At 66.7% G+C, this 25,946-nt stretch carries 25 protein-coding genes and 1 pseudogene; 7 read left to right on the top strand and 19 right to left on the bottom strand.

Going from position 1 to position 25,946, the window contains the following annotated elements; genetic code table 11:
* Positions 1 to 143: 143 nt before the first annotated feature.
* Positions 144 to 848: a hypothetical protein gene (locus ARTH_RS05325; RefSeq protein WP_011690914.1), complete on the top strand. Its 705-nt coding sequence runs from the start codon at positions 144 to 146 to the stop codon at positions 846 to 848.
* Here ARTH_RS05325 and ARTH_RS05320 read toward each other — a convergent pair.
* The 4 genes from ARTH_RS05320 to ARTH_RS05305 form a co-directional block, all read right to left on the bottom strand.
* The gene (locus tag ARTH_RS05320; RefSeq protein ID WP_442852999.1) at positions 845 to 2,077 is read right to left on the bottom strand and encodes a S8 family serine peptidase; all 1,233 of its coding nucleotides are present in this window, start codon (positions 2,075 to 2,077) and stop codon (positions 845 to 847) included. The genes ARTH_RS05325 and ARTH_RS05320 overlap by 4 nt on opposite strands.
* 230 nt (positions 2,078 to 2,307) lie before the next feature.
* Positions 2,308 to 3,156, bottom strand: coding sequence for an esterase/lipase family protein (locus ARTH_RS05315; protein WP_011690912.1), 849 nt, complete (start codon positions 3,154 to 3,156; stop codon positions 2,308 to 2,310).
* A 298-nt stretch (positions 3,157 to 3,454) separates the two neighbouring features.
* On the bottom strand, positions 3,455 to 4,696 hold the full coding sequence (locus ARTH_RS05310) for a S8 family serine peptidase (RefSeq protein WP_011690911.1): 1,242 nt from the start codon (positions 4,694 to 4,696) through the stop codon (positions 3,455 to 3,457).
* A 51-nt stretch (positions 4,697 to 4,747) separates the two neighbouring features.
* Positions 4,748 to 5,152, bottom strand: coding sequence for a hypothetical protein (locus ARTH_RS05305; RefSeq protein ID WP_043429477.1), 405 nt, complete (start codon positions 5,150 to 5,152; stop codon positions 4,748 to 4,750).
* Between ARTH_RS05305 and ARTH_RS05300 the strand changes: the two genes are divergently transcribed.
* Together ARTH_RS05300 and ARTH_RS05295 are read left to right on the top strand one after the other, a co-directional pair.
* Entirely contained in the window at positions 5,136 to 5,609 is a 474-nt protein-coding gene (locus tag ARTH_RS05300; RefSeq protein WP_043429475.1) for a hypothetical protein, read from the top strand. The two genes, ARTH_RS05305 and ARTH_RS05300, sit on opposite strands and share 17 nt — an antisense overlap.
* A 91-nt stretch (positions 5,610 to 5,700) precedes the next feature.
* Entirely contained in the window at positions 5,701 to 6,426 is a 726-nt protein-coding gene (locus ARTH_RS05295; RefSeq protein ID WP_011690909.1) for a hemerythrin domain-containing protein, read from the top strand.
* A 51-nt stretch (positions 6,427 to 6,477) separates the two neighbouring features.
* Here ARTH_RS05295 and ARTH_RS05290 read toward each other — a convergent pair whose 3' ends face one another.
* A complete protein-coding gene (locus tag ARTH_RS05290) occupies positions 6,478 to 7,380 on the bottom strand; it encodes an alpha/beta fold hydrolase (protein WP_011690908.1) in 903 nt (300 codons plus the stop codon).
* A gap of 62 nt (positions 7,381 to 7,442) precedes the next feature.
* Positions 7,443 to 8,180, bottom strand: coding sequence for a hypothetical protein (locus ARTH_RS23060; RefSeq protein WP_011690907.1), 738 nt, complete (start codon positions 8,178 to 8,180; stop codon positions 7,443 to 7,445).
* A 289-nt stretch (positions 8,181 to 8,469) separates the two neighbouring features.
* On the opposite strand from ARTH_RS23060, the gene ARTH_RS05280 reads away from it, so the two are divergent.
* Positions 8,470 to 10,056 (top strand): alkaline phosphatase D family protein, encoded by a 1,587-nt coding sequence (locus ARTH_RS05280; RefSeq protein WP_011690906.1) that lies wholly within the window; start codon positions 8,470 to 8,472, stop codon positions 10,054 to 10,056.
* A gap of 177 nt (positions 10,057 to 10,233) precedes the next feature.
* On the opposite strand, the gene ARTH_RS05275 is transcribed toward ARTH_RS05280, so the two are convergent.
* The 9 genes from ARTH_RS05275 to ARTH_RS05235 form a co-directional block, all read right to left on the bottom strand.
* The gene (locus ARTH_RS05275) at positions 10,234 to 10,914 is read right to left on the bottom strand and encodes an SDR family NAD(P)-dependent oxidoreductase (protein WP_011690905.1); all 681 of its coding nucleotides are present in this window, start codon (positions 10,912 to 10,914) and stop codon (positions 10,234 to 10,236) included.
* Positions 10,911 to 12,155, bottom strand: coding sequence for a sialidase family protein (locus ARTH_RS05270; RefSeq protein WP_011690904.1), 1,245 nt, complete (start codon positions 12,153 to 12,155; stop codon positions 10,911 to 10,913). The genes ARTH_RS05275 and ARTH_RS05270 overlap by 4 nt, the downstream gene beginning before the upstream one ends.
* Before the next feature lie 4 nt (positions 12,156 to 12,159).
* Positions 12,160 to 12,951 (bottom strand): HpcH/HpaI aldolase family protein, encoded by a 792-nt coding sequence (locus ARTH_RS05265; protein WP_011690903.1) that lies wholly within the window; start codon positions 12,949 to 12,951, stop codon positions 12,160 to 12,162.
* 77 nt (positions 12,952 to 13,028) lie between these two features.
* The gene (locus tag ARTH_RS05260; protein WP_011690902.1) at positions 13,029 to 14,018 is read right to left on the bottom strand and encodes an aldo/keto reductase; all 990 of its coding nucleotides are present in this window, start codon (positions 14,016 to 14,018) and stop codon (positions 13,029 to 13,031) included.
* A gap of 41 nt (positions 14,019 to 14,059) precedes the next feature.
* On the bottom strand, positions 14,060 to 14,890 hold the full coding sequence (locus ARTH_RS05255) for an ATP-binding cassette domain-containing protein (RefSeq protein ID WP_011690901.1): 831 nt from the start codon (positions 14,888 to 14,890) through the stop codon (positions 14,060 to 14,062).
* Complete coding sequence (locus tag ARTH_RS05250; RefSeq protein WP_011690900.1) at positions 14,883 to 15,797, bottom strand: ABC transporter ATP-binding protein; 915 nt, start codon at positions 15,795 to 15,797, stop codon at positions 14,883 to 14,885. Before ARTH_RS05250 ends, ARTH_RS05255 begins: the two co-directional genes overlap by 8 nt.
* A gap of 1 nt (position 15,798) precedes the next feature.
* Positions 15,799 to 16,725 carry an ABC transporter permease gene (locus tag ARTH_RS05245; RefSeq protein ID WP_011690899.1) on the bottom strand — a complete coding sequence of 309 codons (927 nt, stop codon included), beginning with the start codon at positions 16,723 to 16,725 and terminating at the stop codon, positions 15,799 to 15,801.
* Positions 16,722 to 17,657: an ABC transporter permease gene (locus ARTH_RS05240; protein WP_011690898.1), complete on the bottom strand. Its 936-nt coding sequence runs from the start codon at positions 17,655 to 17,657 to the stop codon at positions 16,722 to 16,724. The genes ARTH_RS05245 and ARTH_RS05240 overlap by 4 nt, the downstream gene beginning before the upstream one ends.
* 3 nt (positions 17,658 to 17,660) lie before the next feature.
* Positions 17,661 to 19,235, bottom strand: coding sequence for an ABC transporter substrate-binding protein (locus tag ARTH_RS05235; RefSeq protein WP_011690897.1), 1,575 nt, complete (start codon positions 19,233 to 19,235; stop codon positions 17,661 to 17,663).
* 184 nt (positions 19,236 to 19,419) lie between these two features.
* Here ARTH_RS05235 and pdxA point away from each other — a divergent pair, with 184 nt between their 5' ends.
* Both pdxA and ARTH_RS05225 read left to right on the top strand, forming a co-directional pair.
* A complete protein-coding gene (gene pdxA, locus ARTH_RS05230; RefSeq protein ID WP_011690896.1) occupies positions 19,420 to 21,798 on the top strand; it encodes a 4-hydroxythreonine-4-phosphate dehydrogenase PdxA in 2,379 nt (792 codons plus the stop codon).
* Between the two features lie 64 nt (positions 21,799 to 21,862).
* Positions 21,863 to 22,636 (top strand): DeoR/GlpR family DNA-binding transcription regulator, encoded by a 774-nt coding sequence (locus ARTH_RS05225; RefSeq protein WP_043429471.1) that lies wholly within the window; start codon positions 21,863 to 21,865, stop codon positions 22,634 to 22,636.
* Positions 22,637 to 22,654: 18 nt separating this feature from the next.
* Here ARTH_RS05225 and ARTH_RS05220 read toward each other — a convergent pair whose 3' ends face one another.
* The 4 genes and pseudogenes from ARTH_RS05220 to ARTH_RS05210 form a co-directional block, all read right to left on the bottom strand.
* Positions 22,655 to 23,482, bottom strand: coding sequence for an alpha/beta fold hydrolase (locus tag ARTH_RS05220; RefSeq protein WP_011690894.1), 828 nt, complete (start codon positions 23,480 to 23,482; stop codon positions 22,655 to 22,657).
* 176 nt (positions 23,483 to 23,658) lie between these two features.
* Positions 23,659 to 23,745, bottom strand: a pseudogene (locus tag ARTH_RS23765) (nucleoside deaminase); the annotation flags it as partial.
* Between the two features lie 75 nt (positions 23,746 to 23,820).
* Positions 23,821 to 24,711 carry an NAD(P)H-binding protein gene (locus ARTH_RS05215; RefSeq protein WP_011690893.1) on the bottom strand — a complete coding sequence of 297 codons (891 nt, stop codon included), beginning with the start codon at positions 24,709 to 24,711 and terminating at the stop codon, positions 23,821 to 23,823.
* On the bottom strand, positions 24,708 to 25,157 hold the full coding sequence (locus ARTH_RS05210; protein ID WP_011690892.1) for a nuclear transport factor 2 family protein: 450 nt from the start codon (positions 25,155 to 25,157) through the stop codon (positions 24,708 to 24,710). Before ARTH_RS05210 ends, ARTH_RS05215 begins: the two co-directional genes overlap by 4 nt.
* Positions 25,158 to 25,255: 98 nt before the next feature.
* Between ARTH_RS05210 and ARTH_RS05205 the strand changes: the two genes are divergently transcribed.
* Complete coding sequence (locus ARTH_RS05205; protein WP_011690891.1) at positions 25,256 to 25,918, top strand: TetR/AcrR family transcriptional regulator; 663 nt, start codon at positions 25,256 to 25,258, stop codon at positions 25,916 to 25,918.
* Positions 25,919 to 25,946: the final 28 nt, after the last annotated feature.

The raw sequence follows: 25,946 nt of genomic DNA, 5'->3' as shown, positions 1-25,946 counted from the left end.
GCATACAGTAAGTCTCCTCGTGGCGGGTGGGGCTGACAAGGACGGCTCGCGCAGCGGCGGGAGGACCTTCGGCACTTCCCCGGCCGCGGGATCCAGCGCAGGGTGTGGGTATGGCGGCTGCTACCACAAGGCAGGTGATAGGGATGGTGAACCGCACGAAGTTGCTGGTTCTGGGCGGTGCTGTGGCTGTGAAGGTTGCGGCCTATCTGTTGTGGCGTCCGGCGATGCTGCGATGGGGGACGCAGGGCGAGGAAGCCGTTGAGCCTTTGCCCGGTGATGACCGGGTCCCGCGCCCGGCGTTTCAGAGCACGCGGGCCATCACCATTGATGTGCCGCCGGAGCGCGTGTGGCCCTGGATTGTGCAAATGGGGATCTACCGCGCCGGGTTCTACACGCACGACCGCGTGGAACGGGCGATGTTCCGCGCCCGGTACGTCGAAGGAAAGCACTCGGCGAGGCGTATTCACCCTGAACTGCAGGATCTCAAGGTCGGCGACCAGGTGCCCTACGGCGGGGGCGTCTACGCGACCGTGGCGGAGATTGAGCCTAACCGGCACCTCGTAGCGGGAGAGGCGTTCGTGCTGCGTCCTCTCCCGGGGAACCGCACCCGCTTGATCGTTCGCTACCGCGAAATGGGATACATCAGTGCTGCGGCTCAGGGGGCCGCTTCCGATGCTCCGGTGTTGACCAAGGCCGTCGCGTTCGTCCTTCAGCGTGTGCCGGGCGCACTGCCGCTGGCCCGCGGAATCGACTTTTTCGTCGCTGACCCGTTCCACCATTACATGGAAGTCGGCATGCTACGCGGCATCAAGGAACGCGCGGAAGGGACGGACGACGGCGGCGATTAGGAGCAGGACCCGTCGACGGCCTTGAAGGCGTTCACTCGGCCGTTCGCCCAGAAGGTTTCAGTGCCGGGCTTTCGCTCCGTGGTGGACAGGACCTTTGCCCGGACGTCAGCGTTCGTAGGGCAGGTCTGCGTGCTCCAGAGGAGAGCGGCAGTGGCGGCCACGATCGGCGAGGCCATTGAGGTGCCGCTGGCGATGTCATAGCCCATGGACCGGCCGTTTTGCGTACCCAGGACGAAGGGGCGGACCGGGAAGGTCGAGTAGACGTTGACACCCGGCGCCGCGATATCCACCCACTTGGAACCGTAGCTGGAGAACGATGCCTTGTCGTCATTGTTATCTGTTGCCGCCACGGCAATGACGTTAGAGTAGGCGCCCGGGTAGATCTGGGCCGGAGTACCGGCGTTGCCCGCCGCGGCCACCAGCACCACACCCCGGTTCCAAGCGTTGTTGACGGCCGCCTCGAGCGTGCGTGACGAGACGCGCATTCCAAGGCTCATGTTGATCACCCTGGCACCATTGTTCACGGCCCAGTCGATGCCCTTGGCAATGGCCGAGGTGGAACCGGACCCGTTGTCGTTGAGCACTTTGGCGTCCAGGATGGTGCACTCCGGGCACACGCCGGCGACACCCTTGCCGTTGCCGGCGATCGCGGCAACGATCCCGGCCACATGGGTGCCGTGGCCGTATTTGTCGTCGCCGGTTGCCGCATCACTGAAGTTGATCCGCGCAACGACCTTCTCCGAAATATCCTCGTGGTCATTTGCAACGCCTGAGTCGATAATGGCGACTCGGGTGTCCCTGCCTTTAGTGATGCTCCACGCTTCGACGGCGTCCACATCAGCGTCCACCGTGCCCTTAGCAACAGTTATCGTGCTGAGGGTGTTGGTAAATGATTGGCCGTCGTTCTGCAGCGCGTATTGGCGGGGGAAAAACGGGTCATCGGTATCGGCAGTCGCGATCTCGTCCGGTTCGGCGTATTCAACCGCCGGGTTCCGGTTTAGGGCTTCGATGAGGGTCAATTCTTTGCCTGCCGGCACCTTGATGAGTTGAGCGCCGGTGCTGCCGATACCGGAACCCACCTTGAGCCCATGCTGGCGAAGCACACCGGCCGCCGCGCCATCGTCGCGGAATTTAACCATGATTTGTCCCGCGATATGTGATGACTGCGCAGCTGCGTTGCTTGGGGCCGCATTGCTTGGGACCGCTGCGGCAATTCCGCTGAAGCCCATGACTACTGCTGCGAAACTAGCTACCAGGGTCTGTTTCATTCAGTTATCTTGCGGCAGAATTCACCCACTGGATAGTGCCTTTTGGCAATTCACATTTCCCGGTTTCCGGCGGTCGAAGACCCTCAGCAAGGCAACCCGACCGGCAGTTCCAGTGCGAGCCGGCACGAATCTACGGCGGGCGGCCGGCGTTACTGCCGGCCGCCGTCGTGCGTCAGTGGTTCAGCCGACTGCTAGATGCAGGCGGGCTGAAAGGCCGGGTCTGCAGGACCCGAAGGCTTGCCCAGAGCATGGGCCACGATCTGGTGCACCACCGGGTCGTTCGGCGTCTGGTCATGCTCGAAGAGATCGGCCGGGCACTTGTCCTGGATGGTGATGTTCGTGACCTGCCGTGCCGGGCCGCTGAGGAACTGGCTGTTGTAGGGAATGACCACTTCGTCGTGGACCGTCGAGATGACTGTGTACGACGGTCCAGCCACGGTGTCGCCAATGGAATTAAGGTTCTGCATGAACGCCGAGCCCGCCTGCTGGTCGGCGCAGGCCGCACAGCCCAGGCCGGTGTAGTCCGGATCAGCGACAAAGCCAGGCGGGGGGACGATGACGCCTTCGGTGCCGTGGTTGGAGGGTGCGATCCCGATGAGCTTATTGACATTCTTGGCACCGCCGAGGAAGCCCATGTAGTAGCGGGGCATCATTCCGCCCTGGCTGTGGCCCACAAGATCCACCTTCTTGGCGCCGGTGGCAGCACGTACCGCATCCACGAACGGGGCGAGTTCCTGCGCGGAGTCGGCCACGGGGGCGGTGGCATACACACCGTTCGTCTCGCCGTAGTTGAGGGCGAAGACGCAGTACCCGGCGCTCTTGAGATAAGGCGACAGGGTGGACCAGTTCTTCGCCATGCTCTCAAACGTTCCAGGCACAAGAATGACCGGATACGGATGCTCGGCGCTGGGTTTGCAGGACCAGTCGTTGGCACCCGGCGGGGCCACGTCCAGGGTGTCCGCCTGGGCGGGAACGACGGACAGGGACCCCGCGAGGACGGCGGCTGCGGCGATGGACAGAGTTTTGGATAGCAGTGACATAGAAACCTCGTTGTTCGTGTGTCATTGGAGTAGGCCGGCTATGGAAGTCAGTTCTTCGTGTCATCCAAACGCTGGCCAGGTACTCAAATGTAGGTACGCGAGACGTCCAGGTGTTGTCGGCTGCACGGATGTGCGTAAAGAATGGCGGCCTGCGGGCCGAGCCTGCCCTCCTGCTGAAGTCCCTGCCAATCCCGTTATTACTGCGGAGTAGCTTACTCCGCTGCCGTTTGGACCCGTGAGGATCTCCGGAAGCTTCCTGCACAAATGTTCACGCCCGGATAGCCGGGGCGCGTTGCGCCTAACGGACGGCCCGGTCCGCGTTCACGCGGCCATAAGCCCAGTACGTGCCCGTACCGGAAATCTTGTCAGCGGTTGATTCGATATTTGCGCGGACTGAGGTTTGCGTGGCGCCAGGATGCGAGCTCCAGGCAAGCGCGGCCGTGGCAGCGACGATGGGTGAGGACATTGAGGTCCCGTTGCCGACGTCATAACCGAATGAGCGGTTGTTCTGCGTCCCAAGGACGAAGGTGTGGTTCGGGAACGTTGAATAGACGTTGACTCCGGGCGCCGCGACGTCCACCCAACTGGCTCCGTAGGTGGAGAAGGATGCCTTGGCGTCGTTGTTATCGGTTGCGGCGACGGCAATGACGTTGGGGTAGGCGCCCGGGTAGATCTTGGTCTGGTTGCCGCCGTTGCCTGCTGCGGCAACGAGCACCACGCCCTTGCCCCAGGCGTTATTGACGGCCGTTTCGAGAGTGCGTGACGCCCGCACTCCGATGCTCATGTTGATCACCTTCGCGCCGTTGCTGACCGCCCAGTTGATGCCGTTCGCAAGGCCCGAACTGGATCCAATCCCGCTGTCGTTGAGAACTTTTCCGGCCAGGATCGTGCACCCCGGGCACACGCCCGCCACACCCATCGTGTTGTTGGCAGTGGCGGCAACGATGCCGGCGACGTGGGTGCCGTGGCCGTAGTTGTCTTCGTTGGTGGCCGCGCCGCTGAAGTTGCCGCGTGCAACAACCTTCGGGTTGATGTCGGGGTTGTCGCTAGCGACACCTGAATCGAGAACGGCAACTCTTATGCCGCTGCCGGTCGTGACGGACCACGCTTCGACGGCGTCCACATCGGCGTCTGCTGTGCCTCCGGCGACTGACAGGGTGCCGGCGGTGTTGGTGTACGACTGGCCGTTGTTCTGCAGGGCGTACTGGCGGGGGAAATACTCGTCCGCCGTAGCGGCAGTGACAAGCTCGTCCGGCTCGGCATACTCAACTGCCGGGTTCCGGCTCAGGGCGTCAATGAGTTGAAGTTCTTTGCCGGCCGGTACTTTGATGAGCTGGGCGCCGGTACTGCCGATGCCAGGGCCCTCGCTGAGGCCATGCTGGCGCAGAGCGCCTCCCGCGGCGCCGGGGTCACGGAATTTCACCATGATCTGGCCCGCGGCGGGTGACGGCTCGGCGGCCGCGCTACTCGGAACTGCCGCGGCAATTCCGCCGAGGCCCATGACTACCGCTGCTAAACCGGCTACAAAGATCTTTTTCATCCAGTTATCTTGCGGCAAACTTCAGCAGCTGGATAGTGCCTTTCGGCTGCACTACTTGAGGCTGAGCACTTCGTCGATCGGGCGGCCGTTGACGAACACCTGGGCGCTCGTTGCCCCGGCCGCGGCCATGGCGGTGTACTCCAGCTGTGCCTTCGCCCGCGGGATGTCGCATACGCCGCCCAGCATGAACTGCCCGGTGAGGTAGATCGTGATCGTGCTGCCGTCCAGCTCGCCGCCGACGTAGCTGAGGTTCGACTGGTACAGGACGTTCACGAGCCCTGACAGGCCGACGTCGCGGCTCTTGTTCGCGAGCAAGGTCCCGATGCTGGGGCCAACCTGGTCCGTGAAGCGGACCGGGGCGGTGGTCGTAGCGACGAGGCTGTCGCCGCAGCCGATCCTGGGGCCCGATATGCCGTTGTCTTCGATGGCTACGTAGTAGATGGTCAGCGGGGCCACCTGCTCGGGCAGCCCGGGGGACGTCGGTTCCTGCGTCGCCGGCGGGTTCGCGGGGGCGGACGACGGCGGGGCAGTCGCTGTCGGGGTCGGGGTCGCCGACGGGCTGCCCGTGGCAGTCGGGCTCGCCGTCGTCGTCGGGGTTACAGTCGGGGCGGCGGAGCTGCTCGTGGGCGACGACGTCGTGGCCTGCGTTGTGGTCGCGGCGGTGGAGCTGCCCGTGGGCGCCGGGGCCGGCGGGCCGAAGCAGCCCGAAAGCGAGAACAGGGCGCAGAGCCCCAAAACGCTGAATGCCGTAAGCCTGGCCCTGGTCATGGTGCCCCCTTGGGTGCGGTCCCCGACGGTTCGGGACCTGCCTTCAAAATACGCCGGAGCCGCCCTCCACAACAGGGACTTAAGTCCGACGCCAAGGCAGGCACCGACCGGCCGGATGGGCGGCCAAGCACCCCGGCGAAACTAGGCGGCCTGGCCATTGTTCGGCATGAGGGCAAGCGATACGATGCTGCCGGGGGAGGTCCTGGTTTCGGTTGATTGCCGTTAGGGGCTACCCAATGACTGACTTCTTCACCATGCAGCCCGGCGAGACCGCAGCTCCGCTGCCACCGGGGCCCGTCCTCTGCACCGGGTCGGCGGCCATGCGGCGCATCCACCGTTTTTTCCTTTGGGCGTACCACGAGGCACCGGGCCTGGTGCGCTCCGCCGGGGCCGGTGACATCTCCCGGGCCGCGTACGTGGGCGAAGTACTGGGCAACTTCGACAAGGTGCTCCATGTCCACCACGAGGGCGAGGACCTGCTTATGTACCCGCAACTGGCGGAGCGGGCGCCGGCGTGCGGGTTGCACATAGCGCAGATGCTCGAGCAGCACAGGCAGGTCACACAACGGCTTGAGGGCATCCAGCCAATCCGCCTCCGCTGGATGGAGACGGCTGGCGCAGAGGCCGCTGAGGAACTCGCCAAGCGCTACGAGGACCTGTCCGCTGTCCTCAAAGTGCACCTGCGGCGCGAGGTCACAGAGGTCATGCCCGCCGTGGACAGGGTGATGGACGAGAAGGAAATGAACGGGGTTGGCCAGCACGGGATCGAGCAGTTCGACAAGAAGTTCATGGTCGCCTACCTCGGCATGGTGCTTGCCACGAACCCTCCCGCAGACCGGAAGGAGCTGTTCAAGGAGATCCCTCCGCCGGTCCGACTTGCCTACCGCCTCGTCGGGCGCAGGATGTACCGCCGGCAGTACTCCACGCTCTTCCCGGGACGCACCATACCCGAGACACTCTGAAAGACGATGATTTTGCCGGTCCCTCTAATGGGGATACTGCTGTGGGCTGCACTATTTGTCGTGGTATTGGTCCGGCGCGTGTCCGAAGAACCGGAGGGCCCTGTCGGCAATCAGCTCAGGGCGGTGGTCCGCGAGGAAGTGGCCCTCGCCGGGAAGGATCTCCGTGGTCACGTTGCCCCCGCGCCCGGGCCGGTGGCCCATCTCCTGAAGAGTCGCGGACGGCTCCCTGTCACCGATGAGGGCGAGGGTCGGCACCGTAAAGTCGCGTTTGGCGTATGCCCCGAAAATGATGCCCATGAACGCCGGGAGGATGGTGCCGCGGTAGAGGGCTGAGCCTGCCCGTGCCCTCTCGGGCTGGGCCATCCCAACCGCGTAGAGCTCCATGTCTTCCTCTGGCACTCCGCCTGCGGGCTCGAAGGCCGTGAAGAGGTGCCGCGTGAACTTCTCGTTCCGCTGGAGACGCGGACCGATTACTGGAGCCGCGAGCGCGAAGGCGTGCCAGAGCTTGGGGAAAAGCCCCAGCAGCCCGGCGTTCGGTCTGATGTGCACGTCCGGGGCACCCGTGACAACGAGCGCCTCAACCAGATCGGGCCGTTCCATGGCCAGGAGCTGGGCAACGACCGAACCCCAGTCATGGGTGAGAAAGCGCGCCCGCGGGATATCCAGCTCGTCCATGAGCAGGACGATGTCTTCGATGAGGGTGCGGGCGTTGTAGCCGTCCGCGGGGGCATCGGTCCAGCCGAAGCCGCGCTGGTCGACGGCAATCACCCGGTAATGCTCGGCCAGGCGGGGAATGACGCCATGCCACTCCCACCAGTGCTGCGGGAAGCCATGGAGCAGGAAAATCGGCTCCCCGTTCCCGGCCTCCGCGATATGCATAGTTATCCCGCGCACATCGATCCACCGGTGGGTCACACCGTCGAGCTGCGGCATGGCGGCGGCTGGGCCTTGCATGAACCCAAGGTATTACTCAGGGGCTTAACCTGTCACCACTTTTGTGGTGGAAGAGCAAACCGCTACGGAACGCCGGCCGCCTGTTCCGCCGCTGCCAGCGTCTGCGAAAACCTGTCCACAGCCAGCCTGTAGTCGGCCGGTTTACCTGTGGTTCTCTCTTGACCAGCGGTGCGCCTAGCCCTGATCATTGCCGAGGTTGCCGGAAGGGAAGCATCAGTCATGGCGGGAAAATCGAACTGCAATTGAGGGTCCATCTCGTATTGGCGCCATCGGCGCTCAAGCAGATCGTGACGGTCGGCAGTACGCCCATACTCCCTGACATCCGCGAGGGAAAGATGTGCCAACAACCCCGCGTCAGCGCCCGCGGTCAGGGACATCGTCCTGACCGCTTCAGACTGGCGGCCAAGAGCTTCTTCGGTCCCCAGCGCCAACGGGGTAATGCCCTTCTGGATGAACTGGGCGTTGTACTGGTAGGCGCGGATCTCCGCCGGCGTCATGTAGTCCAGATCGCCGGGAGACTTCCTGGCCAGCTCCTTAGAACCATATCGGCTCGCTACGCTGCTGCGAGGAACTGGGAAGAGGAACTTTCCCACGACAAATCCGAGAGCGATGGCAATCCAAAACGCCCAGCTGGGAGAATCCAACGCGGAAGCCGCTACTGCCGCACCCACAGTGCAAGCGGCATGGCCACCCGAAAAGATGACCTTGGTGCGGCCGAGCCGGTACACCCGGCGGGGACGGTCCAGTTGTTTCTCGTGTAATGCCCTGAGCGTGGCAGCCCATTCGCTGGCGTTACTCACCAGTCACTCTCCTCAGTCATGATCACGACATCGCTGTCGACGCTGACACCGGAAATGTGCTGCTGCTCGGCCGTGCCGTGGGCAAACTCAGACACCGGTGTAGGACTTGACCGGTACGGCCCCCCTGCCCAAAGATACCCCTTCGGAACAGCATCCCGGCCGCGGCAGTCGGTAATAACAACAGGCAAATCCCGGCCCTAAGCCGCCTCGACAATGTTTGTCACGCAGTTAACCGTCCATTCACACCGCTCTCACAGCCTGTCCAACCGGCCTTCTTACGGTCGACTATATGGAAAACATTTCACGCAGATCCCTTCTTTCCGCCAGCCTTGGGGCCGGCCTCGTGGCCGCCCTGCCGGGTGCAGCGTTCGCGACGTCAACGGCGGACGACGCCGGTCTCCGCACCGATCCGTTCCTGCTCGGCATCGCTTCCGGCGAGCCGTGGCCGGACGGCTTCGTGATCTGGACCCGCCTGGCCGTTGACCCCGTAGCGGAGGACGGTCTGGGCGGCATGCCCTCCCGCAACGTCGCGGTGGCGTGGGAAGTGGCTGAAGACGCGAGCATGCGCACTGTAGTAGCCCGCGGCGTCGAGCACGCCCGGATCGAAACCGCCCACTCGGTGCACGTCGAACTCAAGGGACTGCGGCCGGGCCGGGAATACTTCTACCGGTTCCGTGCCGGCAAGCACATCAGCCCGGTGGGACGCACCCTCACCAGCCCGGCGCTACATGAGACGCCGGCGGCGCTGGCCATGGCGTTCGCCAGCTGCGCGCAGTTCGAGCACGGCTACTTCACCGCCTACTCCCGGCTGGCGCAGGACCACCCGGACCTCGTACTGCACCTCGGTGATTACCTGTACGAGTACAAGAAGGGCAGCTACGTGATCGGCGGCGGCAACCCGCGCGACCACGAAGGACCCGAAACTACCACCCTGCAGGGCTACCGGCAGCGGCACGCGCAGTACAAGGCCGACGCCGACCTGCAGTCCGCGCACGCGATTGCGCCCTGGCTGGTGGTGTGGGATGACCACGAGGTGGACAACAACTGGGCGGACGATGTCCCGGAGAACACGGACGCCGGGCAGCTGAATGACACCACCGAGCACTTCCGGCAGCGCCGGTCCGCTGCGTTCCAGGCGTACTACGAGAACATGCCGCTTCGCCCGTCGTCCCTCCCGGCCGGGCCCGACATGAAGATCTACCGGACCCTGCAGTGGGGACAGCTGGCCAACTTCCACATGATGGACACCCGGCAGTACCGCGACGACCAGTTGGCCGGCGACGGTTGGAAGAAGAACGTGGCCGAGCGCCTCGCCGAAGACCGCACCATCACCGGTGCCGAGCAGGAAAAGTGGCTGCTGGACGGCTTCAAGAACTCCACCCAGCGCTGGGACATCCTCGGCCAGCAGGTCTTCTTCGCCGAAAAGGACAGGAACGCCGCGCCCGAGATCGACGACGTCTCCATGGACGGGTGGGACGGCTACGCCGCCTCCCGCCGCCGCATCACCCAGGGCTGGGTGGACGCGAACGTCCGCAACGCCGTCGTCCTCACCGGCGACGTGCACCGCAACTGGGCCAACGACGTCAAGGTGGACTACAAGGACCCCGCCTCCCCCGTGGTGGGCTCGGAACTGGTGTGCACGTCCATCACCTCCACCGGCAACGGCACCGGCTCCACCACGGATGCGACCATGGCCTGGAACCCGCACCTGAAGTTCTACAACGACAACCGCGGCTACGTGAACACCCGCATTACGAAGGATGCGCTGACCGCTGACTTCCGCGTCCTGGACTACGTCACGACGCCGGGATCCCCCGTCAGCACGAAGGCCTCCTTCGCGATCCAGGACGGCGTTCCGGGGCTGCAGGCACGCTAGCCGCAGAACCCCGAAACGAGAAGCACAGATAGGACGCTCTCTCACTTAACGGCGGTTTTTCAGCGACCCTCTCTCACTCTCTTCAGAAAAGTGAGAGAGGGTCCGGAGGAAAGGGGGCCAAAAGTGAGAGAGCGTCCGGAGGAAAGGGGGCCAAAAGTGAGAGAGCGTCGCAGGGGGCTAGAGTGACGCTCCTCCGCAGATGACGTAGTTCTGCCCGGTAATGGACTTCCCGTGCGGCCCCAGCAGGAAGGCGGCCAGCGCGGCCACGTCCTCCGGATCCACCAGCGCGCCCAGGGCCGGCATCCGCACGGGGGTGGCTGAGCGGCCGGGGTCGTTCAGCATCGGGGTGTCGGTCGGGCCCGGGGAGAGCACGTTGACGGTGATCCCCCGCGGCGCGAGCTCCTGCGCCCAGGTCCGGCCGAGGCCCATCAGTGCAGCCTTCGTGGCCGCGTAGTGGCTCTTGCCCGGCATCCCCGTGGAGGTGCGGCTGCCCAGCAACAGCACCCTCCCGCCGTCGGGCATGGACGGCACCAAAGCGTTGGCCAGCACAGAAGCCGCCGCCACGTGGACGGTGAACATGCCCGCCAGCGCGGCCGGGTCCAGCTCGCCCAAGGGCGCGGTCCGCTGGAACCCGGCGGCGTGCACCAGCGCATCGGCCGGCCCAATGGCCTCGACCACGCTGCCCAGCGACTCGGGCTCGGAGAGATCGGCCTGCTGCCACCGGAAGCCCTCCCCCAGCGAAGACTCGGTACGGCTCAGCCCCGTCACCTTCCACCCGTCAGCCAGCAGTCGCGAGGCGATCGCCTTGCCGATTCCCGAGCTGGTGCCGGTGACCACGGCGTGCTGGGGTTTGGTCATTCGTCCCCGCCAGGAGTGGTGGTGCCTTCGTACGCCCACTGCGGGTCCACCCGGACGAACTTGATGGCCTGCCGGAAGTACGTGTACGCGATGTTCAGGGAACCGTCCGGGCCCTGGTGGATGGACGGGTAGGAGTACTCACGGTTCAGCCCGTCGCGGGAGTTGTTGGACAGGCAGTACCCGTCCCCCACATCCAGGTTCCGGCGGATGGGCCACGAGCGGCCGGAGTCCTCGGAGATGGCCAGGGTCATCGGCGAGCGCGGGGTGCCCCAGAATGCCTTCCGCGAACCATCGTCCTCAGAGAAAGCGGAAGCGTCCGGCTCGGCCACCTGGCCCTGCTCCTCGGCCAGGCCGTCGTCGTCAATTTCGTCGTAGAGGGACAACCGGCGCTCAGTGGAAGCCTCCGCCCGGCTGTGGTTGTACACGAGTGCCAGGCGTCCGTCGGCGAGCGCGGTGAACTGGATGGAGGAGTTGTTGTTGGGCAGCTCGGTGGGGACCGGCTCGCTCCAGGTGGAGCCGTCGTCGGTGGAGCGGGATTCGTAGATCGAGTCCGCCCAGCGGCTCCGGAACAGTGCCAGCAGGGTGCCGTCGGCCACGGGCTGGATGTTCATGTGGACGCAGCCCAGGCTCCCGGGCAGCACGTGCTCGGTCCACGTGGCGCCGGCGTCGTCGGAGATCATCACGGCGCTGTCGTCGCTGTTGCCCACCCATTTCTCCCCCGGCGTGGTGATGCACCGGAAGATCGGCACGATCAGGCGGCCGGACGGCAACACTACCGGGAGCTGCCGGACGAACACGCCGCCGGTTTCGTTCGCGGGGAACAGCGTCTCCACCTCGCCCCAGGTGCGGCCGCCGTCCATGGACGTACGACGGCGGACCTCGGCGGTGTCCTGGTTGCCCGCCTTCTGCGCGGTGTACAGCAGCCACAGCGCGCCATTCGGCGCAGTGAAGAGGATGGGGTTCTGTTCGGACCGGGTGGAGTCGTTGGAGAGCTGCTGCGGTTCGGACCACTGGCTGCTGCCGGGTTCCAGGGCGGAGAACCAGATGGAGATGTCCGGCACGCCTTCCTGGGTGCCGCCGAACCAGACGCAGCCCAGCCGGCCGTCCGGCAGCGTGAGAAGGTTGGCGGCGTGGCTCTGCACGGTGGGGGCCGGGAGGTAGGCGAAGTCCGCCCCGTCCGCCCGCTTTACGGTCCCGTCCGGGGTGATGGTGCTGTACGCGTCGGTGGTGGTGTTTGTCATGGGGTCAGCTCTCCTTGGTTCCGGCGTCGGAGCGGGCGGCGTCGAGGTGGGATTTCGCGATCTGTTCCAGGTGCGTCAGGTCCGAGGCGATGGTGGCGAAGGTGTAGCCCTGGCTCAGCCGGAGGGCCGCCACCTCCCCCGCCGGGGTGTGGATGCCGGCTGCGATGCCGGCCGAAGCGGCGGCCTCGCCGATGGTCTCCAGCGCGGCGTTGAATTCGGCGTCGACGGCGGGATCCCCGGGGAAGGCCCCGCCCACGGCGATCGCCAGGTCCGACGGTCCCACGTAGATGCCGTCCAGGCCGGGGGTGGCGCAGATTTCCTTGACGTTGGCCAGGCCTTCGGGGGTCTCGATCATGGCGAATACCAGGGTGGTGGCGTTGGCGTCGGCGGGCTTGGGGCCGATCCGCAGGGCCGAGCGCATGGGGCCGTAGGAGCGGCCGCCCAGCGGCGGGTACTTGGCGGCGGCCACGGCCGCGGCGGCGTCTGCGGCGTTGTTGATGAGCGGGACGATGACGCCCACGGCGCCGGCGTCGAGCGCCTTGCCGATCGCGGTGAAGTCGTTGGCCTCCACGCGGACCATGCCGACGGCGGTGTGCCCGGCGTCGATGGCCATCAGCCCGTTGAGCACGCCCGAGTAGCCGAGCAGGCCGTGCTGCGCGTCCAGGGCCACGTAGTCGTAGCCGAGCCGGCCGATGCGTTCGGTGGCCACGGGCGCATCCAGCACGGCCCAGTAGCCCACCGCCTGCTCACGGGCGCGGATCTTGCGGGCGAATTCGAGGGCCAGTTGGGAGGTCATCAGAGTCCTTCATTCAGTGTCGGTACAGGGAAGCAGTCGGTGCAGGGAGCAGTCGGTTCAGGAAGTTAGTGAGGAAATCAGCGGTTGTAGGCGGGCATGGGGCCCCGCAGCGAGGTGCCCACGGCGTCGCAGGCGTCCACGACGTCGGCGGGCAGCGGCCCGTTGGCGACGGCGGCGATGTTGGACTGCAGCTGTTCCACCTTGGAGCCGCCCAGCAGCATGGAGCCCACGCCGTCCCGGTAGGCCAGCCAGCGCAGCGACAGCTCGGCCAGGGAAATCCCTGCACCGTCAGCGATGCGGGAGAGCTCTTCAATGGCGTCGAACAGCTGCTTGTCCCAGTACCGCTGGGTGTACATGGCGGCCAGCTTGGAGTCGCCGTAGCGGCCCTCGGTGGGCTTGGCGTCGAAGCTGTGCTTGCCGGTGAGCAGCCCGCCGCCCAGGGGGTTGTAGACCATGGTGTGCACGTTGTGGGTGGCGGCGAATTCGAGGTATTCCTCCTCCACCCGGCGTGCCACCAGGTTGTACAGCTGCTGCGCGACCACCGGCCGCGGCGCCCCCACTTCGCGTGCCGTGTGGATGACGTCGGCAATCTGCCAGGCCGCGAAGTTGGACACGCCCAGCGCGCAGATCTTCCCCTCGGCGAACAGCTCGGCCACGGTGGCCAGTGTGTCGCGCAGCGGCGTGGCGCGGTCCGGCTGGTGCAGGTAGAACAGGTCGATGCTGTCCACGCCGAGCCGGCGGAGGCTCCCCTCCACGCTGGCACGCAGACCCGCGGGCGACAACGGCGAGTTGGAGCCGTGGTCCGCGTGCGGCATGCCCGCCTTGGAGGCGAGAATAACGTCGCCGCGGCGACCCTTGAGGAGGCGGGAGAGCATTTCCTCGGTGGTTCCCCCGACGTAGGCGTTGGCGGTGTCGATCGTGGTGATGCCGGCGTCGAGCGCTTCCTCCACCATCCGCCCCGCGGTGGCCTCGTCGACCGTGTCGCCGAACGTCATGGTCCCCAGGACCAGCCGGGAAATGGGAAGTTTCAGGCCGTCCACCTGGGCGCCTTCGGGCTGCTTGCTCATGCGTTGATTCCTTGCGGTTGCGTTGGTTCAGAAAAGTAGGTTTACGCCTGGTTGGCGAGCGCCAGGGAGCGGACCAGGTGCCGCGGCTTGAGGCCCGTCATGGTGGAGGGGTCCAGCGCGGCGCGGCGGAGTTTGCGGGTGTAGTCCTCCTTGGGGGCGGTCAGGACGGACGCGGTGGAGCCGTATTCAACCAGCTTGCCGCGCTGCATCACCATGACGGTATCGCTGATCTCCTGCACCACGCCCAGGTTGTGCGAGATGAAGACGTAGGTGATTCCGGTTTCGTCCTGGATGGATTTCAGCAGCCGCAGCACCTGCGCCTGCACGGACACGTCCAGCGCGCTGGTGGCTTCGTCGCAGACCAGCAGTTCCGGCTTGGACGCCAGGGCCCGGGCAATCCCGATCCGCTGGCGCTGGCCGCCGGAGAACTCGGACGGGTGCTTGTCCAGGGACGCCACGGGCAGGCCCACCTGGTCGATCAGCGTGGCGGCCGCCTTGTGCCGCTCCGCCTTGGACCGGACGCCCTGCAGCTTCAGCGGCTCGGCCACGATCTCCTGCGCCGTCATGTGCGGGTCCAGGGAGCCGTACGGGTCCTGGAACACCATCTGGAACTTGGACCGCATGGGCCGCAGCTTCGCCTCGCTCATCGAAGCGATGTCCGTTCCATCCAGCTCGATGCGCCCGCTGGTGGGTGTGACCAGCCGCATCAGGGCCTTGGCGATGGTGGATTTTCCGCAGCCGGATTCACCCACGACGGCGATCGTCTTGCCTTTGTCCACGGAGAAGGACACGTCGTCAACGGCCCGGAAGGTGCCGCCCGGCACGTGGTAGTCCACCACGAGGTTTTCGACGGCGAGGAACGGCTTAGTCATGGCTTGCTCCAGTTGTGGTCAGGGTGGTGGCGGGGGTTTCGTCCCACGGACCCAGGACGGGCACGGCGGCCAGCAGGGCCCGGGTGTATTCGGTGGCGGGGTGGTCCACAATCTGCTGGACGTCGCCGGACTCCACGAACCGGCCGTCCTTCATCACGTGGATGCGGTCCGAGATCAGCCGGGCCACGCCGAGGTCGTGCGTGATCATCAGGATGCCGATGCCGCGCTGTTCCTGCAGTTCCAGGAGCAGGTCCAGGATGCCGCCCTGCACCGTGACGTCCAGGGCCGACGTCGGCTCGTCCGCCACCAGCAGCTGCGGCTCACTGGCCAGGGCGATGGCGATCAGAACGCGCTGCAGCATGCCGCCGGAGAGCTGGTGCGGGTACTTCTTCAGCTGCTTCTCCGGGGTGGGGATGTGCACCTGCTCCAGCAGCCGGACGGCCCGGGCCTGCAGGGCGCCCTTGTCCTTGGCGGAGGCTGCGCCGGCGATCCGGATGGCCTCGAAGAGCTGGCTGCCGATCGAGTGCACCGGGCTCAGCGCCGTCATGGGGTCCTGCGGGATCAGTGCCAGGGTCTTGCCGCGCACCTTGTCGATGGCCTTGGGATCGGCGGTGACGTCGACGCCGTCGATCAGCACGGTGCCGGAAAGCACCGCCAGGTCCTCGGGCAGCAGGCGGAGGATGCCCATCGCCGTCGTCGATTTACCGGAACCGGACTCACCGATGATGGTGACCGTCTCGCCCCGGTGGATGCTGAAGCTGACCGAGTCAACGGCGCGGATGATGCCGGCGTCGGTGATCAGTTCCACCTGGAAGTCGCGGACCTCCAGGAGCGGTTGCTCGGTGAACTTCGGCTGCTCGGAAGCGGGCTGCGCCCGGCGGCCGGAAGCGGGAATTTGTGCGGTCATGTCAGGCACCCTTCTTCTTGCGGCGGGGACGGTCGCGGAGGCCGTCGCCCAGCAGATTCACGCCCACCACCATGAGCACGATCACCAGGCCGGGCAGGGTGACCATCCACCAGGAGGTGGTGATGTAGTCCTGGCCGTCGGAGATGATGCGGCCCCAGGTGGCGAAGGGGCGCTGCGGGCCGGCGCCCAGGAAGCTGAGCGCGGATTCGAGCAGCACGGCCTGGGCCAGCAGGAGGAGCACCACCAGGGTGGCCTGCTTGATCACGTTGGGGATGATGTGCTGGATGAGGATCTGGATCCGGTGCAGGCCCAGGATCCGCGCGGCGGAGACGTAGGGCTTTTCGCGTTCCACCAGCACCATGGAGCGGGTGAGGCGGGCAACTTCGGGCCATTGGGCGATGGCGATCACGAAGGTGATCACGGGTATGGAGGGGCCGAACAGGGCCACCACCAGCAGCAGCATCATGAGCAGCGGCAGGGACATCTGGGCCTCGAGGACGCGGGAGACGATGGTGTCCACCCAGCCGCCGAAGTAGCCGGCGGCCGAACCGAGAATGATGCCGATGGCGCCGGAAACCAGCACGGCCAGCAGGCCGATGGTCAGCGAGACCTGGCCGCCGTGCAGCACGCGGGAGAGGAGGTCGCGGCCCAGCTGGTCGGTGCCGAACAGGTGCCCGTCCGTGAACGGCGGCAGGCGCCGGGCGGAGAGGTCCTGGAAGTTGGCGTCCGGCAGGGGAAGCACCTGGGCCAGGATGATCGGGATGATCACCAGCAGGGTGCAGACGGTGCCCACGATGAGCTTCCATTTGGCGGCATTACGACGGCGGGTGGCGCCTGCCTTGGCGATGTCCGCCTTGGTGACGGCGCTGGGGCTCGGCTGCCGGGCGGGTTGCCCGGCGGCAGTTGGGGTTGCGGTGTCGAGGCTCATGCTGTTGCCGCCTTTCCAAGACGAACGCGGGGATCAAGGAGCGGGTAGGCGAGGTCGATGACCAGCTGGACAGCCACCGCCAGCAGCGCGGTGAGGAGGACCGTTGCCTGGATGAGGGGGTAGTCGCGGGTTTCAAGTGCACGGACGATCAGGGAGCCGACGCCGGGCCAGGCGAACACCACTTCCACCACCACCACGCCGTTGAGCATGGCGGCGAACCGGGTGCCCAGGGCGGTGAATACCGGGATGGCGGAGTTGGCCATGGCGTAGCGCCACGTGAGGACCGAATTGCGAACGCCGCGGGAGCGGGCCACGGTGAGGTACGGTGCGGCGAAGTTGGCGGTCATTTCCCGCCGGACCATCCGGGAGATCAGCGCGATCTGCAGGATGGCGATGGTGATGGTGGGGAGCACCAGCCCGCCCCACGTGGCGAAGCCGGAGGCCGGGAAGATGGGGATCAGCACGGCGAAGCCGGTGAGGAGCATGATGCCGGTCCAGAAGTCGGGCATGGACTGCCCGGCGATGGTCAGCACGTTCACGCCGAGTTCCTTGCCGGTGTCCGGCCGGCGGGACATCCACACACCCAGCGGGATGGCGACGACGGCGGTGAGCAGGATGGATGCGGTGGCGAGAGTGAGCGTGTAGGGCATCCGTTCGGCCACCACCTGCATGGCGGGGGCCTGGAAGGAGTAGGACGTTCCCAGGTTGCCGCTGAACAGCTGCTGCAGGAAGATCCAGTACTGCTCCAGCAACGGCTTGTCCAGGCCGAACTGTTCGCGCACCCTGGCGAGCTGTTCGGAGGTGGCCAGCGGGCCGGCGTAGGACACGGCGGGGTCGCCCGGGGCCAGCCGGATGAGGATGAACACGGTGGATACCGTGAGGAACACGGTCAGCAGGCCTTGTCCCAGGCGCTTCAGGATGTAGTTCGTCATGGCTCAGGCCTCCAGCCGGACATCAACGAGCGGGTAGGAATTGGTGGGCGCCAGGTTGATGCCGGACACCCGCTTCCGGTGGGCGAGGACGGATTTGGGCACGAACGCCCAGGCGCAGGGCCAGGTGTCCCAGACTGCCTGCTGGGCGTCGTTCAGCAGTTCGGTCCGGCGGGCCGGGTCCGCTTCGGCGGAGGCGGCCTGGATCTTGGCGGTGACCTCAGGGATCACGTAGCCCTGGTAGGTGTCACGGGTCTTTTCCTTTTCCGGGGTGCCGGAGTACATGCCCTGCAGCATGGTGATGGCCAGGCCGGTGGGGCTGGGGTAGCCGTTGCCCAGGAGGTCCCAGTCCCCCTGCTTGCCCTGGCGCCAGGCCAGGATGTTGCCGCCGGGTTCGAACTGCTGCAGCTCGGCCTTCACGCCGATCTTGCCAAACATTTCCACCAGGGCCTCCATCACGGAGGTGTCGGACGGGAACTCGCCGGTTTCCCAGATGATCTTCAGGGTGAGGTCCTTGACGCCCAGCTCGGCGAGGGTGGCCTTGGCCTTTTCCGGATCGTAGGTGTAGGTGCCGGTCTTGTGGTAGCCGGTGAGGCTGGAGGGCGTGACGCCCTCGGCCTGGGTGACGGAGTCCACCAGGACGTTCTTCACCAGTGCTTCGCCGTCGATCGCCATGCTCAGGGCCTGGCGCACCTTGGGGTTGGCCAGGGGGTGGCCGGCGGGCTTGCGGAAGTTGAAGAAGATCTGGTTCAGCCGGAGGCTTGATGCCTCTTCAAGTTCGACGCCGGGAAGTCCGGCCAGCTGCTCGCGCGAGTCCGGCGTGATGGAGTCGATGATGTCCACCTCGCCGCTGCGCAGCGCGATCACGCGGCTGGATTCCTCGGGGAGGAACCGGACTTCCACGTTGTCCACCTGCGGTGCCGGGCCCCAGTAGTTCGGGTTGCGTTCCAGGCTGTAGGTGCCGGCGCCGCGGTTGAACTTGGTGACCACGTACGGGCCGGTGCCCACGCCTTCCTGCAGTTCCTCCGGCTTGTTCTGCGCGGCGGGTGTAATCAGGATCATGCTCATGAGCGAGTCCAGGATGGGGACGGGCTTCTTGGACACCATCTTGAAGGTGCGGTCATCCACCGGCACTACTTCGGGGAATTCGGGGAAGAAGCCGGCCACGAAGGAGCCCTGCACCTGCTGGTACATCTTCAGGGCGGTGGCAACGTCCTCCACCTTGACCGGGCTGTTGTCCGAGTAGCGGATGCCTTCGCGGAGCCGGACGGTCCACTCGGTGGGGCCGGTCATCTCGAAGCGGTCCGCGAGGACCAGGACGGGCTTGGTTTCGGGGCCGATGGCGGTGAGGCCCTGGCGGACGGCGCGCTGCACGGTGACGGCGGCGTCGAACTGGTTGAGCTTGTTGTCCAGGCTGACCAGGGACCGGTTGAGGGCCAGGGTCAGGGTGCTGGGTCCCGGCAGGCCGGTGGGGCCGGCGCAGCCGGCGAGGCTTCCTGTGCCCAGCAGAAACCCGGCCGCGGCGCCGAACTGCAGCAGCCTGCGGCGGGAAATCTCACTTCCTTGAGGAAGAACGGTCATCGTTGACCTCTCGGTAGAACGGGGACGGCCTGCCGATTGGCTGCGCCGAATGTTGTCTCCATCACTTTGCCATTCCTGCGCAAATTGCGCAACCCATCTAGCGCGATTCGCGCAATCATGCCATGATGAATGCATCCCCGCACGTGGCGGGGGGTCAACCGACTAAGAGCGCGAGAGGAGCAATGTGGCTTCCGTATATGTGCAGGCCGACGATTTCTCCGGCGCCGCCGAGGTTGGCTACTGCTTTGTGCAGCACGGGCTGTCCGCGCAGGTTCTGCTCGGAACGGGCAATACTGCAACGCACGACGGCGGCACCTCCACTTCGGGGAACGTCACCGACGTTGTGGTCACCGACACCCACTCGCGCGGACTTCCTGATGCTGATGCCGGGGCGCTGGTGGCCGAGGCCTTCTCCAGTCCTATTGCTACGGCTGCGCAGGTGGCCTTCAAGAAGATCGACTCGCTGTGGCGCGGGAACGTTCGCGCCGAAGTCGCCGCGCTGACTGGTCTGGGATTCCACGCCGTTGTTGCCGGGGCACTCCCCCAGCTGCAGCGCTCGGTCCGGAACGGCCAGCCCTTTGTTGCCGGGACTCCCCTCGCGGAGACGGGGCTGTGGCACGCCGAACTGGCCGCGCCGCCTGCCGATATCCCTTCCCTCCTCCGCCCGGAGGATCCCGCCTCGGTGCACACCCTGGACCTGGCCGCGGTCCGGTCCGGCTCGCTTCCCGCGAAGCTTGGCGCGCTCCTGGAATCCGGGCAGCCAGAAGTGGTGGTGGCGGACGGCGAGAGCGTGCAGGACCTGGAACACGTGGTGGACGCCCTGCTGGAACTCGGCTTCATCGCCGGCGTCCGCCGCGTAGTCCTGGTGGGTACCGGCGGAACGGCTGATGTTCTGGCACAGCGGCTCGCACAATCTGCGCGAAATGCGCAATCCGGGACCCCGGCCGACGCAGCCGCCGCGGAACCGCAGGGGGCCGCCAAACCGGTGCTCGCCGTCGTCGGCTCCGCTTCCGGAACGGCGCAGGCGCAACTGGCGCAGCTGGAAGCGCGCGGCTTCACCATGGTCCGGCTGCACCCGCTGTACGCGGGCGCCACCGGCGCGTACCAACCGGAACTGGCCGAAGTCCGGCAGTCGCTGGCGGCAGGCAGCAACGTGGCCGTCACCCTGGCCGCCGGAAAAGTGAACCCGGCAAAAGCCGCCGGCATCGTCCGCGCCCTTTCAACGTTCGCCGCCAAGGCAGCCAAGGGGTCGAACGCTGACCTGATTCTCACCGGCGGCGAGACGGCCCGGGAAGTCCTGGACGCCGTCGGCCTTCACCGGCTGGTGCCGCTCGCGGCCGTGCAGCACGGGGCGGTGCTGAGCCGCGCCGAGGACGGAACGCTGGTGGGCACCAAGCCCGGCAGCTTCGGCGATGACCTGGCCCTCCTACAGCTTTACGACGAAATCCGGGAGCGCCGCGGCCGGTCCGCGCCGGCTCCCGCCAACACCCTTCCCAGCAAGACTTCCGAACGATCTGGAGCAGACATGACCACCGAAGCAGTAAGCAAGACCGAGCAGGACGCCCTTCCCATCGTGGCCGTCACCATGGGCGACGGCGCCGGGGTGGGGCCGGAGGTGGTGGTGGCCGCCGTGCTGGATCCGCAGAGCAACAAAGAGTGCCGACCCGTGGTGATCGGCGACGCACTGCGCCTCCGCCAGGCCGCGGACGTCCTGGGCATTGAGGCGGACATCCACACGATCGAAAAGGTGGAGGACGCGGTGTTCACGCCGGGCCGGGTGAACGTGATCGACCTGGCGCTGCTCCCGGAGGACCTGCCGTGGGGGCAGCTCTCCCCCGTGGCCGGCCACGCGGCGTATGAGTACATCCGGGTGGCGAGCGAGCTGGCGATGGCCGGGACGGTGCAGGCCATCTGCACGGCGCCGCTGAACAAGGAGGCGCTGCACGCGGCCGGGCACATCTTCCCGGGGCACACCGAGCTGCTGGCGCAGCTGACGGGCACGGAGGAAGTGTCCATGATGCTCTCCACGCCCAAGATCCGGGTGATCCACGTGACCACGCACATCGGGCTGATGGACGCCATCCGCAAGATCAACCCGGACCTGGTGGAGCGCACCATCCGCCGCGGCCACGAGGCGCTGGTCCGTGCGGGCATCCCGAACCCGAAGATCGGCGTCTGTGCCATCAACCCGCACGCCGGCGAGAACGGGCTGTTCGGCCAGGGCGAGGAAGCGGAGAAGATCGAGCCGGGTGTGAAGGCCGCGCAGGCTGCCGGGATCGACGTCACGGGCCCGCTGCCCGCAGACACGCTGTTCTTCCTGGCCGGCCGCGGCGACTACGACCTGGTGGTTGCCATGTACCACGACCAGGGGCATGGCCCGGTGAAGGTGCTGGGCATCGAGGCCGGCGTGAACATCACGGTGGGCCTGCCGGTGATCCGCACGTCCGTGGACCACGGCACCGCCTTTGACATTGCCGGCAAGGCGATCGCTGATCCGCGCAGCATGGTGGAGGCGCTGCACCAGGCCGCGGAGATGGCCACGCGGCCCAGCGTGGCCGTGTAGCAGCACTGATTTATTGGGGGCCGGAACTAGCATGGTAAGCACGCCCACGCGAAGGAGACCGGGAATGCTGAGCGCAAATGCCAGGCGCGAGGAGATCTACCACCTCGCCGTCACCACCGGCCTGGCGTCCGTGGAGGAACTGTCCGCCCGGTTCGAGGTGACGGCCTCCACCATCCGCCGGGACCTGGCGCTGCTGAACGGGCAGGGCCGGCTGGCCCGCACCTACGGCGGGGCCATGGCCTTGGGCGCGCACCCGGAGGCGTCGCTGCGGCAGCGCACCGGCGAGGCGTTCGAGCAGAAACACGCGATCGCCCGCTGGGCGGCGTCCGTGATCCGGCCCGGGGAGAACATCCTGCTGGACGCCGGCTCCACCGTGGGTGCCCTGGCCCACGAGCTGCGCGGGTTCGAGAAGCTCTCCGTGACCACGCCGGGCATCAACACCATGCAGGAGCTGGCCGATTCCGAGGGCATCGAGGTGGACTGCCTGGGCGGCCGGCTGCGGAGCCTTTCGCAGAGTTTTGTGGGGCCGCTGGCGGAGACGGCGCTGGAGCGGATGAGCTTTGACCGCGTGTTCCTGGGCGCCGACGCCGTCACCGCCGAGGACGGCATCTGCGAGGCCGACCACGCCCAGACCCGGCTCAAGGAGCTGATGGCCCGGCGCGGACGGGAGGTGTATGTGCTGGCGGATTCTTCGAAGCTCGGCCTGCGGCCTTTTCATGCGTGGGCGCGGCTTGCACTGCCGTGGACCCTGGTGACGGACGACGGCGCGGATCCGGCCCAGGTGGCGAAGTTTAGGGACGCGGGGGTTGAGGTTCAGGTGGCGGAGGTTTCGCGCTGAATCGAGCTTCAGGCGGGACTAAAATGAGCCACGCCCGGACCAGAACGCCAGGACTCGCTCGGTGACTTCATGGGGTGCCACGAGTAGTGGAGCGACATGGCCGGCTCCGGTGACTCGTCCGAAGCGGCCGTCAGGAGCGCTCAGGGCCGCCCGTTCGGCCTCCGCTGCGTCAAGCAGTTCATCGTCGCGGCCCGCCAGCATCAGGACGGGCACCTGCAGGCGGGGTAAAACCGGGCGAAGGTCGGGGCGGTGCATCATCACTGATTGCATGGCCCAGTATTTGCCGGGCTTGTCCCCTGCCATAAAAGCAGCTTTCACCACCGCCGCAGCCTGCGGGGCGGAGGTGGCCACCCCCTTGCCAGCCAAGGCTTCCACCATGATCCGGCTGAAAGGTCGTGGCCCCACCACACGGTACAGGTAGACGAGGAGTGCGTTTTGCCGCCGCTCCGACTCGGTGAGCGGGTACGGCGGCGTACCGATAGTGGTGAGTGTCCTGCAGCGGGAGGGGTAGTTGTGCGCGAAGACGATTCCGACGTGCCCGCCCCATGCGTTGCCCACCCAGTCCACGGGCCCCGGAATCTGCACCGCATCCAGAATCTGGATGGCAGCGGCAGCGCAGTCCTCCAGCGTGTAGCGTCGGCGCGGCCCGGGGCTGTCGCCGTGCCCGGGACCGTCGATTACCACAAGCTCACGCTGGGCACCCAGGTCCGGCAGGATGCCGTCGAACGTGCTGGAATCGACAAACAGGCTGTGCCACAGGAGCGCAGGAGCGCCCGTGCCTGCCCGCCGCACCCTGAGGGACCCCAGGAGGGTCTCCACCATCACTGAGGAAGTATCCAAGACCACGACGACCTCCTGATGTCGCTGCTTCAGGCGCACTCCTGGCTGGCATGCCGTGCGATAAAGACTGCTCTCAGCTTCTAGCGCCGTCAAGGACTCAGCCGGCCGGTTGGGTCTTCCCAACCCTGGTCTCCCATTCCGAGCCTGCGTGCGGTGCGGGAATGAGCCGTGACCCGCGGGGCCTACTCCGCGATGTCCTCCGCCCACAGCTCCGGATGGCCAGCCTGGAATGTGCGCATCATGTCCACGCAGCGCTGATCGTCCAGCATGGTGGGCCGTGCGGTCCAGTTCCGGCGCGGCTGATTCATGCCGCTCGTGGGTCATGGCGTCATTGTTGCACGCGCTTACGTCAAAGATCCCGGAGCACCGGACGCCTGGAGAACCTGCTGCAGACCGGTGACGGGGATGTCCGGAAACTCTGCGCGCGCAGGGCCAAACTCGAAAGAAGCGGCCCCCGATTCCTCCCAGACACCGGCCCCCGCCACCCGGGCAAGGAACGGTGAAAACGGCCTGGCCGCCAAGGACAACAGCCGCACGGCGGCTGCCGGAACCCGCTGAACCGATCCATGGCCGGCCCGGGCAAACAGAGCCTCGGCCACCTCATTTGCAGTGAGCGTCTGCGAGCCCCATTCGATGACGCGGTTCCGCAGCACGGGGTCGCGGAGGGCACGGACCACGACGGCGGCCGCGTCCTGGACCGAGGTATAGGTCACCGGGGCGGACCCCGAGCCGAACACGGGCACCTTGCCCTTCGCCTCAAGCGGCGTCCCCATGATCTCAAGCCGCTGTTCCAGGAGCGCCCCGATCCGGACAATCGTCCAGTCCATGCCGGACGAGCGGACAGCGTCCTCGGCGGCGGCCTTGCAGCGCAGGTAATCAATGGGCCCGTCCGGGGCGGCGCCGTGCATGGACATCATCACCACGTGCCGGACTCCGGCCGCGGCCGCCGCACGGACCAACCGGATGGCCCCATCGCGGTCAACCTCGCGTGGACTGGAGTCCTTGATCCCAAACCCCGAGGCCGCGAACACCACCTCAGTGCAGCCCGCCACCGCTTTTCGGCAGTCAGCTGCGGAGGCGAGGTCCCCGTGGAGGAGTTCGACGCCGTCGGCCATCTTTTGCGGGAACGGCTGGGACTTGCCGCGGGCCATGATGCGGACCTGGCGCCCGGCGGCAACAAGCAGGGAATCCACGGCGCGGCCCAAGCGGCCCGTACCGCCGACCACCAGGATCATGACCGGTCACCTCCCGCTGCCCCATGGATTGCCTCCCGGACGGCTTCGTTCACGTCGCCGGAGTCCTGGTCCACGGGTTCAAGGTAGAACTGGGCCGCGGCGATTTTGTCGTCGCGGAGGGTGAAGATGGCCACCCCTGCGGCCCGCTGCACGGATCCGTCCGGCCGGGTGCCGCGGTTGCTCCATTCCATCCAGAGTTTGCCGTCGGCTCCGGTGGCCGCGTCGTGGACGGTGAGGGTGAGGTCCGGCATGCCGGCAAAGAGCGCCGTCCAGTTCTTCCGGACCTGGGCGGAGCCGGTGAAGCTGCGGGCCGGGTGGACGGGAGTGGTGTTCCGGTAGTCATCTGCGAACTGCGACACCATGGCCTCAAGGTCGTAGCGGGCGGCCGCGGCCAGCATGCGCCGGACCGGGCCTTCTGGGACGCGCTCGATTCCTGAAGCGTCCATGATCTGCTCCTTAGGCTCAGTCGCGGGAGGCGGAGAGGCTGGTACGCTGAATTTGATACAGTCAGCTGTATTTAACTGACACAAGGAGTTTAAGCCCGATGGGACCCGCGGTCAACGGTGTGCCACCCCGCTCCCGCAGCTACGACGCCCGGCGCCGGCAGGAGGCCGCCGAGGAGTCCAGGAAGCGGGTGCTGGCCCAATCCCGGGCGCTGTTCCTGGCCCACGGGTATGGCCGGACCACCATTGCCGCCATCGCCCACGCCGCCGGCGTCTCCAAGGAGTCCGTGTACAAGGGGTTCGGCGGAAAGCCGGGGCTGGTGCGGGCCATCTACGAGCAGAGCCTGCTGGGCGCCGGTGGGTCGCCGGCGGAAGAGCGCTCGGACCGCGCGCAGGCCACGGTCACCGATCCCGGCGAGCTCATGGAGCAGTTCGGTCGGTTCATATCCGAGGTGAGCCCGCTGGGCTCCCCCGTCTACCTCCTCATCCGGGACGCCGCGGCGAGCGGGGAGCAGGACATGGCCGCGCTCCTTCGTGACGTGGACGACGAGCGGTACCAGCGCATGCTGCACAACGCGCGGCAGGTGCTCGGAAGGGGATTCCTGCGGCCGGGCCTGACGGCGGAGGAGGTGGCCGACGTCTTCTTCATGAGCACCTCGGCCGAGCTCTACGAGACCCTGGTCCTCAAGCGCGGCTGGAGCGCGGAGCGCTTCGGAAGGTTCATGGCCAGGACCTTGGCGGCCAGCCTCTTGCCGGACGGCTGAAGCAGGTAGGGAGGAAGGCCGACGGCGG

This window comes from Arthrobacter sp. FB24 (assembly GCF_000196235.1).
GTDB lineage: Bacteria > Actinomycetota > Actinomycetes > Actinomycetales > Micrococcaceae > Arthrobacter.
This window is presented reverse-complemented; position numbering and strand designations above follow the sequence as displayed.

What these genes read in the sequence shown, in the direction of transcription:
- ARTH_RS05325 (WP_011690914.1), top strand. Translation starts at nt 144, where the DNA reads ATGGTGAACCGCACGAAGTTGCTGGTTCTGGGCGGTGCTGTGGCTGTG.
- ARTH_RS05320 (WP_442852999.1), bottom strand. Translation starts at nt 2,077, where the DNA reads ATGGGCTTCAGCGGAATTGCCGCAGCGGTCCCAAGCAATGCGGCCCCA.
- ARTH_RS05315 (WP_011690912.1), bottom strand. Translation starts at nt 3,156, where the DNA reads ATGTCACTGCTATCCAAAACTCTGTCCATCGCCGCAGCCGCCGTCCTC.
- ARTH_RS05310 (WP_011690911.1), bottom strand. Translation starts at nt 4,696, where the DNA reads ATGAAAAAGATCTTTGTAGCCGGTTTAGCAGCGGTAGTCATGGGCCTC.
- ARTH_RS05300 (WP_043429475.1), top strand. Translation starts at nt 5,136, where the DNA reads ATGGTCAGCGGGGCCACCTGCTCGGGCAGCCCGGGGGACGTCGGTTCC.
- ARTH_RS05295 (WP_011690909.1), top strand. Translation starts at nt 5,701, where the DNA reads ATGACTGACTTCTTCACCATGCAGCCCGGCGAGACCGCAGCTCCGCTG.
- ARTH_RS05290 (WP_011690908.1), bottom strand. Translation starts at nt 7,380, where the DNA reads ATGCAAGGCCCAGCCGCCGCCATGCCGCAGCTCGACGGTGTGACCCAC.
- ARTH_RS05280 (WP_011690906.1), top strand. Translation starts at nt 8,470, where the DNA reads ATGGAAAACATTTCACGCAGATCCCTTCTTTCCGCCAGCCTTGGGGCC.
- ARTH_RS05275 (WP_011690905.1), bottom strand. Translation starts at nt 10,914, where the DNA reads ATGACCAAACCCCAGCACGCCGTGGTCACCGGCACCAGCTCGGGAATC.
- ARTH_RS05270 (WP_011690904.1), bottom strand. Translation starts at nt 12,155, where the DNA reads ATGACAAACACCACCACCGACGCGTACAGCACCATCACCCCGGACGGG.
- ARTH_RS05265 (WP_011690903.1), bottom strand. Translation starts at nt 12,951, where the DNA reads ATGACCTCCCAACTGGCCCTCGAATTCGCCCGCAAGATCCGCGCCCGT.
- ARTH_RS05260 (WP_011690902.1), bottom strand. Translation starts at nt 14,018, where the DNA reads ATGAGCAAGCAGCCCGAAGGCGCCCAGGTGGACGGCCTGAAACTTCCC.
- ARTH_RS05255 (WP_011690901.1), bottom strand. Translation starts at nt 14,890, where the DNA reads ATGACTAAGCCGTTCCTCGCCGTCGAAAACCTCGTGGTGGACTACCAC.
- ARTH_RS05250 (WP_011690900.1), bottom strand. Translation starts at nt 15,797, where the DNA reads ATGACCGCACAAATTCCCGCTTCCGGCCGCCGGGCGCAGCCCGCTTCC.
- ARTH_RS05245 (WP_011690899.1), bottom strand. Translation starts at nt 16,725, where the DNA reads ATGAGCCTCGACACCGCAACCCCAACTGCCGCCGGGCAACCCGCCCGG.
- ARTH_RS05240 (WP_011690898.1), bottom strand. Translation starts at nt 17,657, where the DNA reads ATGACGAACTACATCCTGAAGCGCCTGGGACAAGGCCTGCTGACCGTG.
- ARTH_RS05235 (WP_011690897.1), bottom strand. Translation starts at nt 19,235, where the DNA reads ATGACCGTTCTTCCTCAAGGAAGTGAGATTTCCCGCCGCAGGCTGCTG.
- ARTH_RS05225 (WP_043429471.1), top strand. Translation starts at nt 21,863, where the DNA reads ATGCTGAGCGCAAATGCCAGGCGCGAGGAGATCTACCACCTCGCCGTC.
- ARTH_RS05215 (WP_011690893.1), bottom strand. Translation starts at nt 24,711, where the DNA reads ATGATCCTGGTGGTCGGCGGTACGGGCCGCTTGGGCCGCGCCGTGGAT.
- ARTH_RS05210 (WP_011690892.1), bottom strand. Translation starts at nt 25,157, where the DNA reads ATGGACGCTTCAGGAATCGAGCGCGTCCCAGAAGGCCCGGTCCGGCGC.
- ARTH_RS05205 (WP_011690891.1), top strand. Translation starts at nt 25,256, where the DNA reads ATGGGACCCGCGGTCAACGGTGTGCCACCCCGCTCCCGCAGCTACGAC.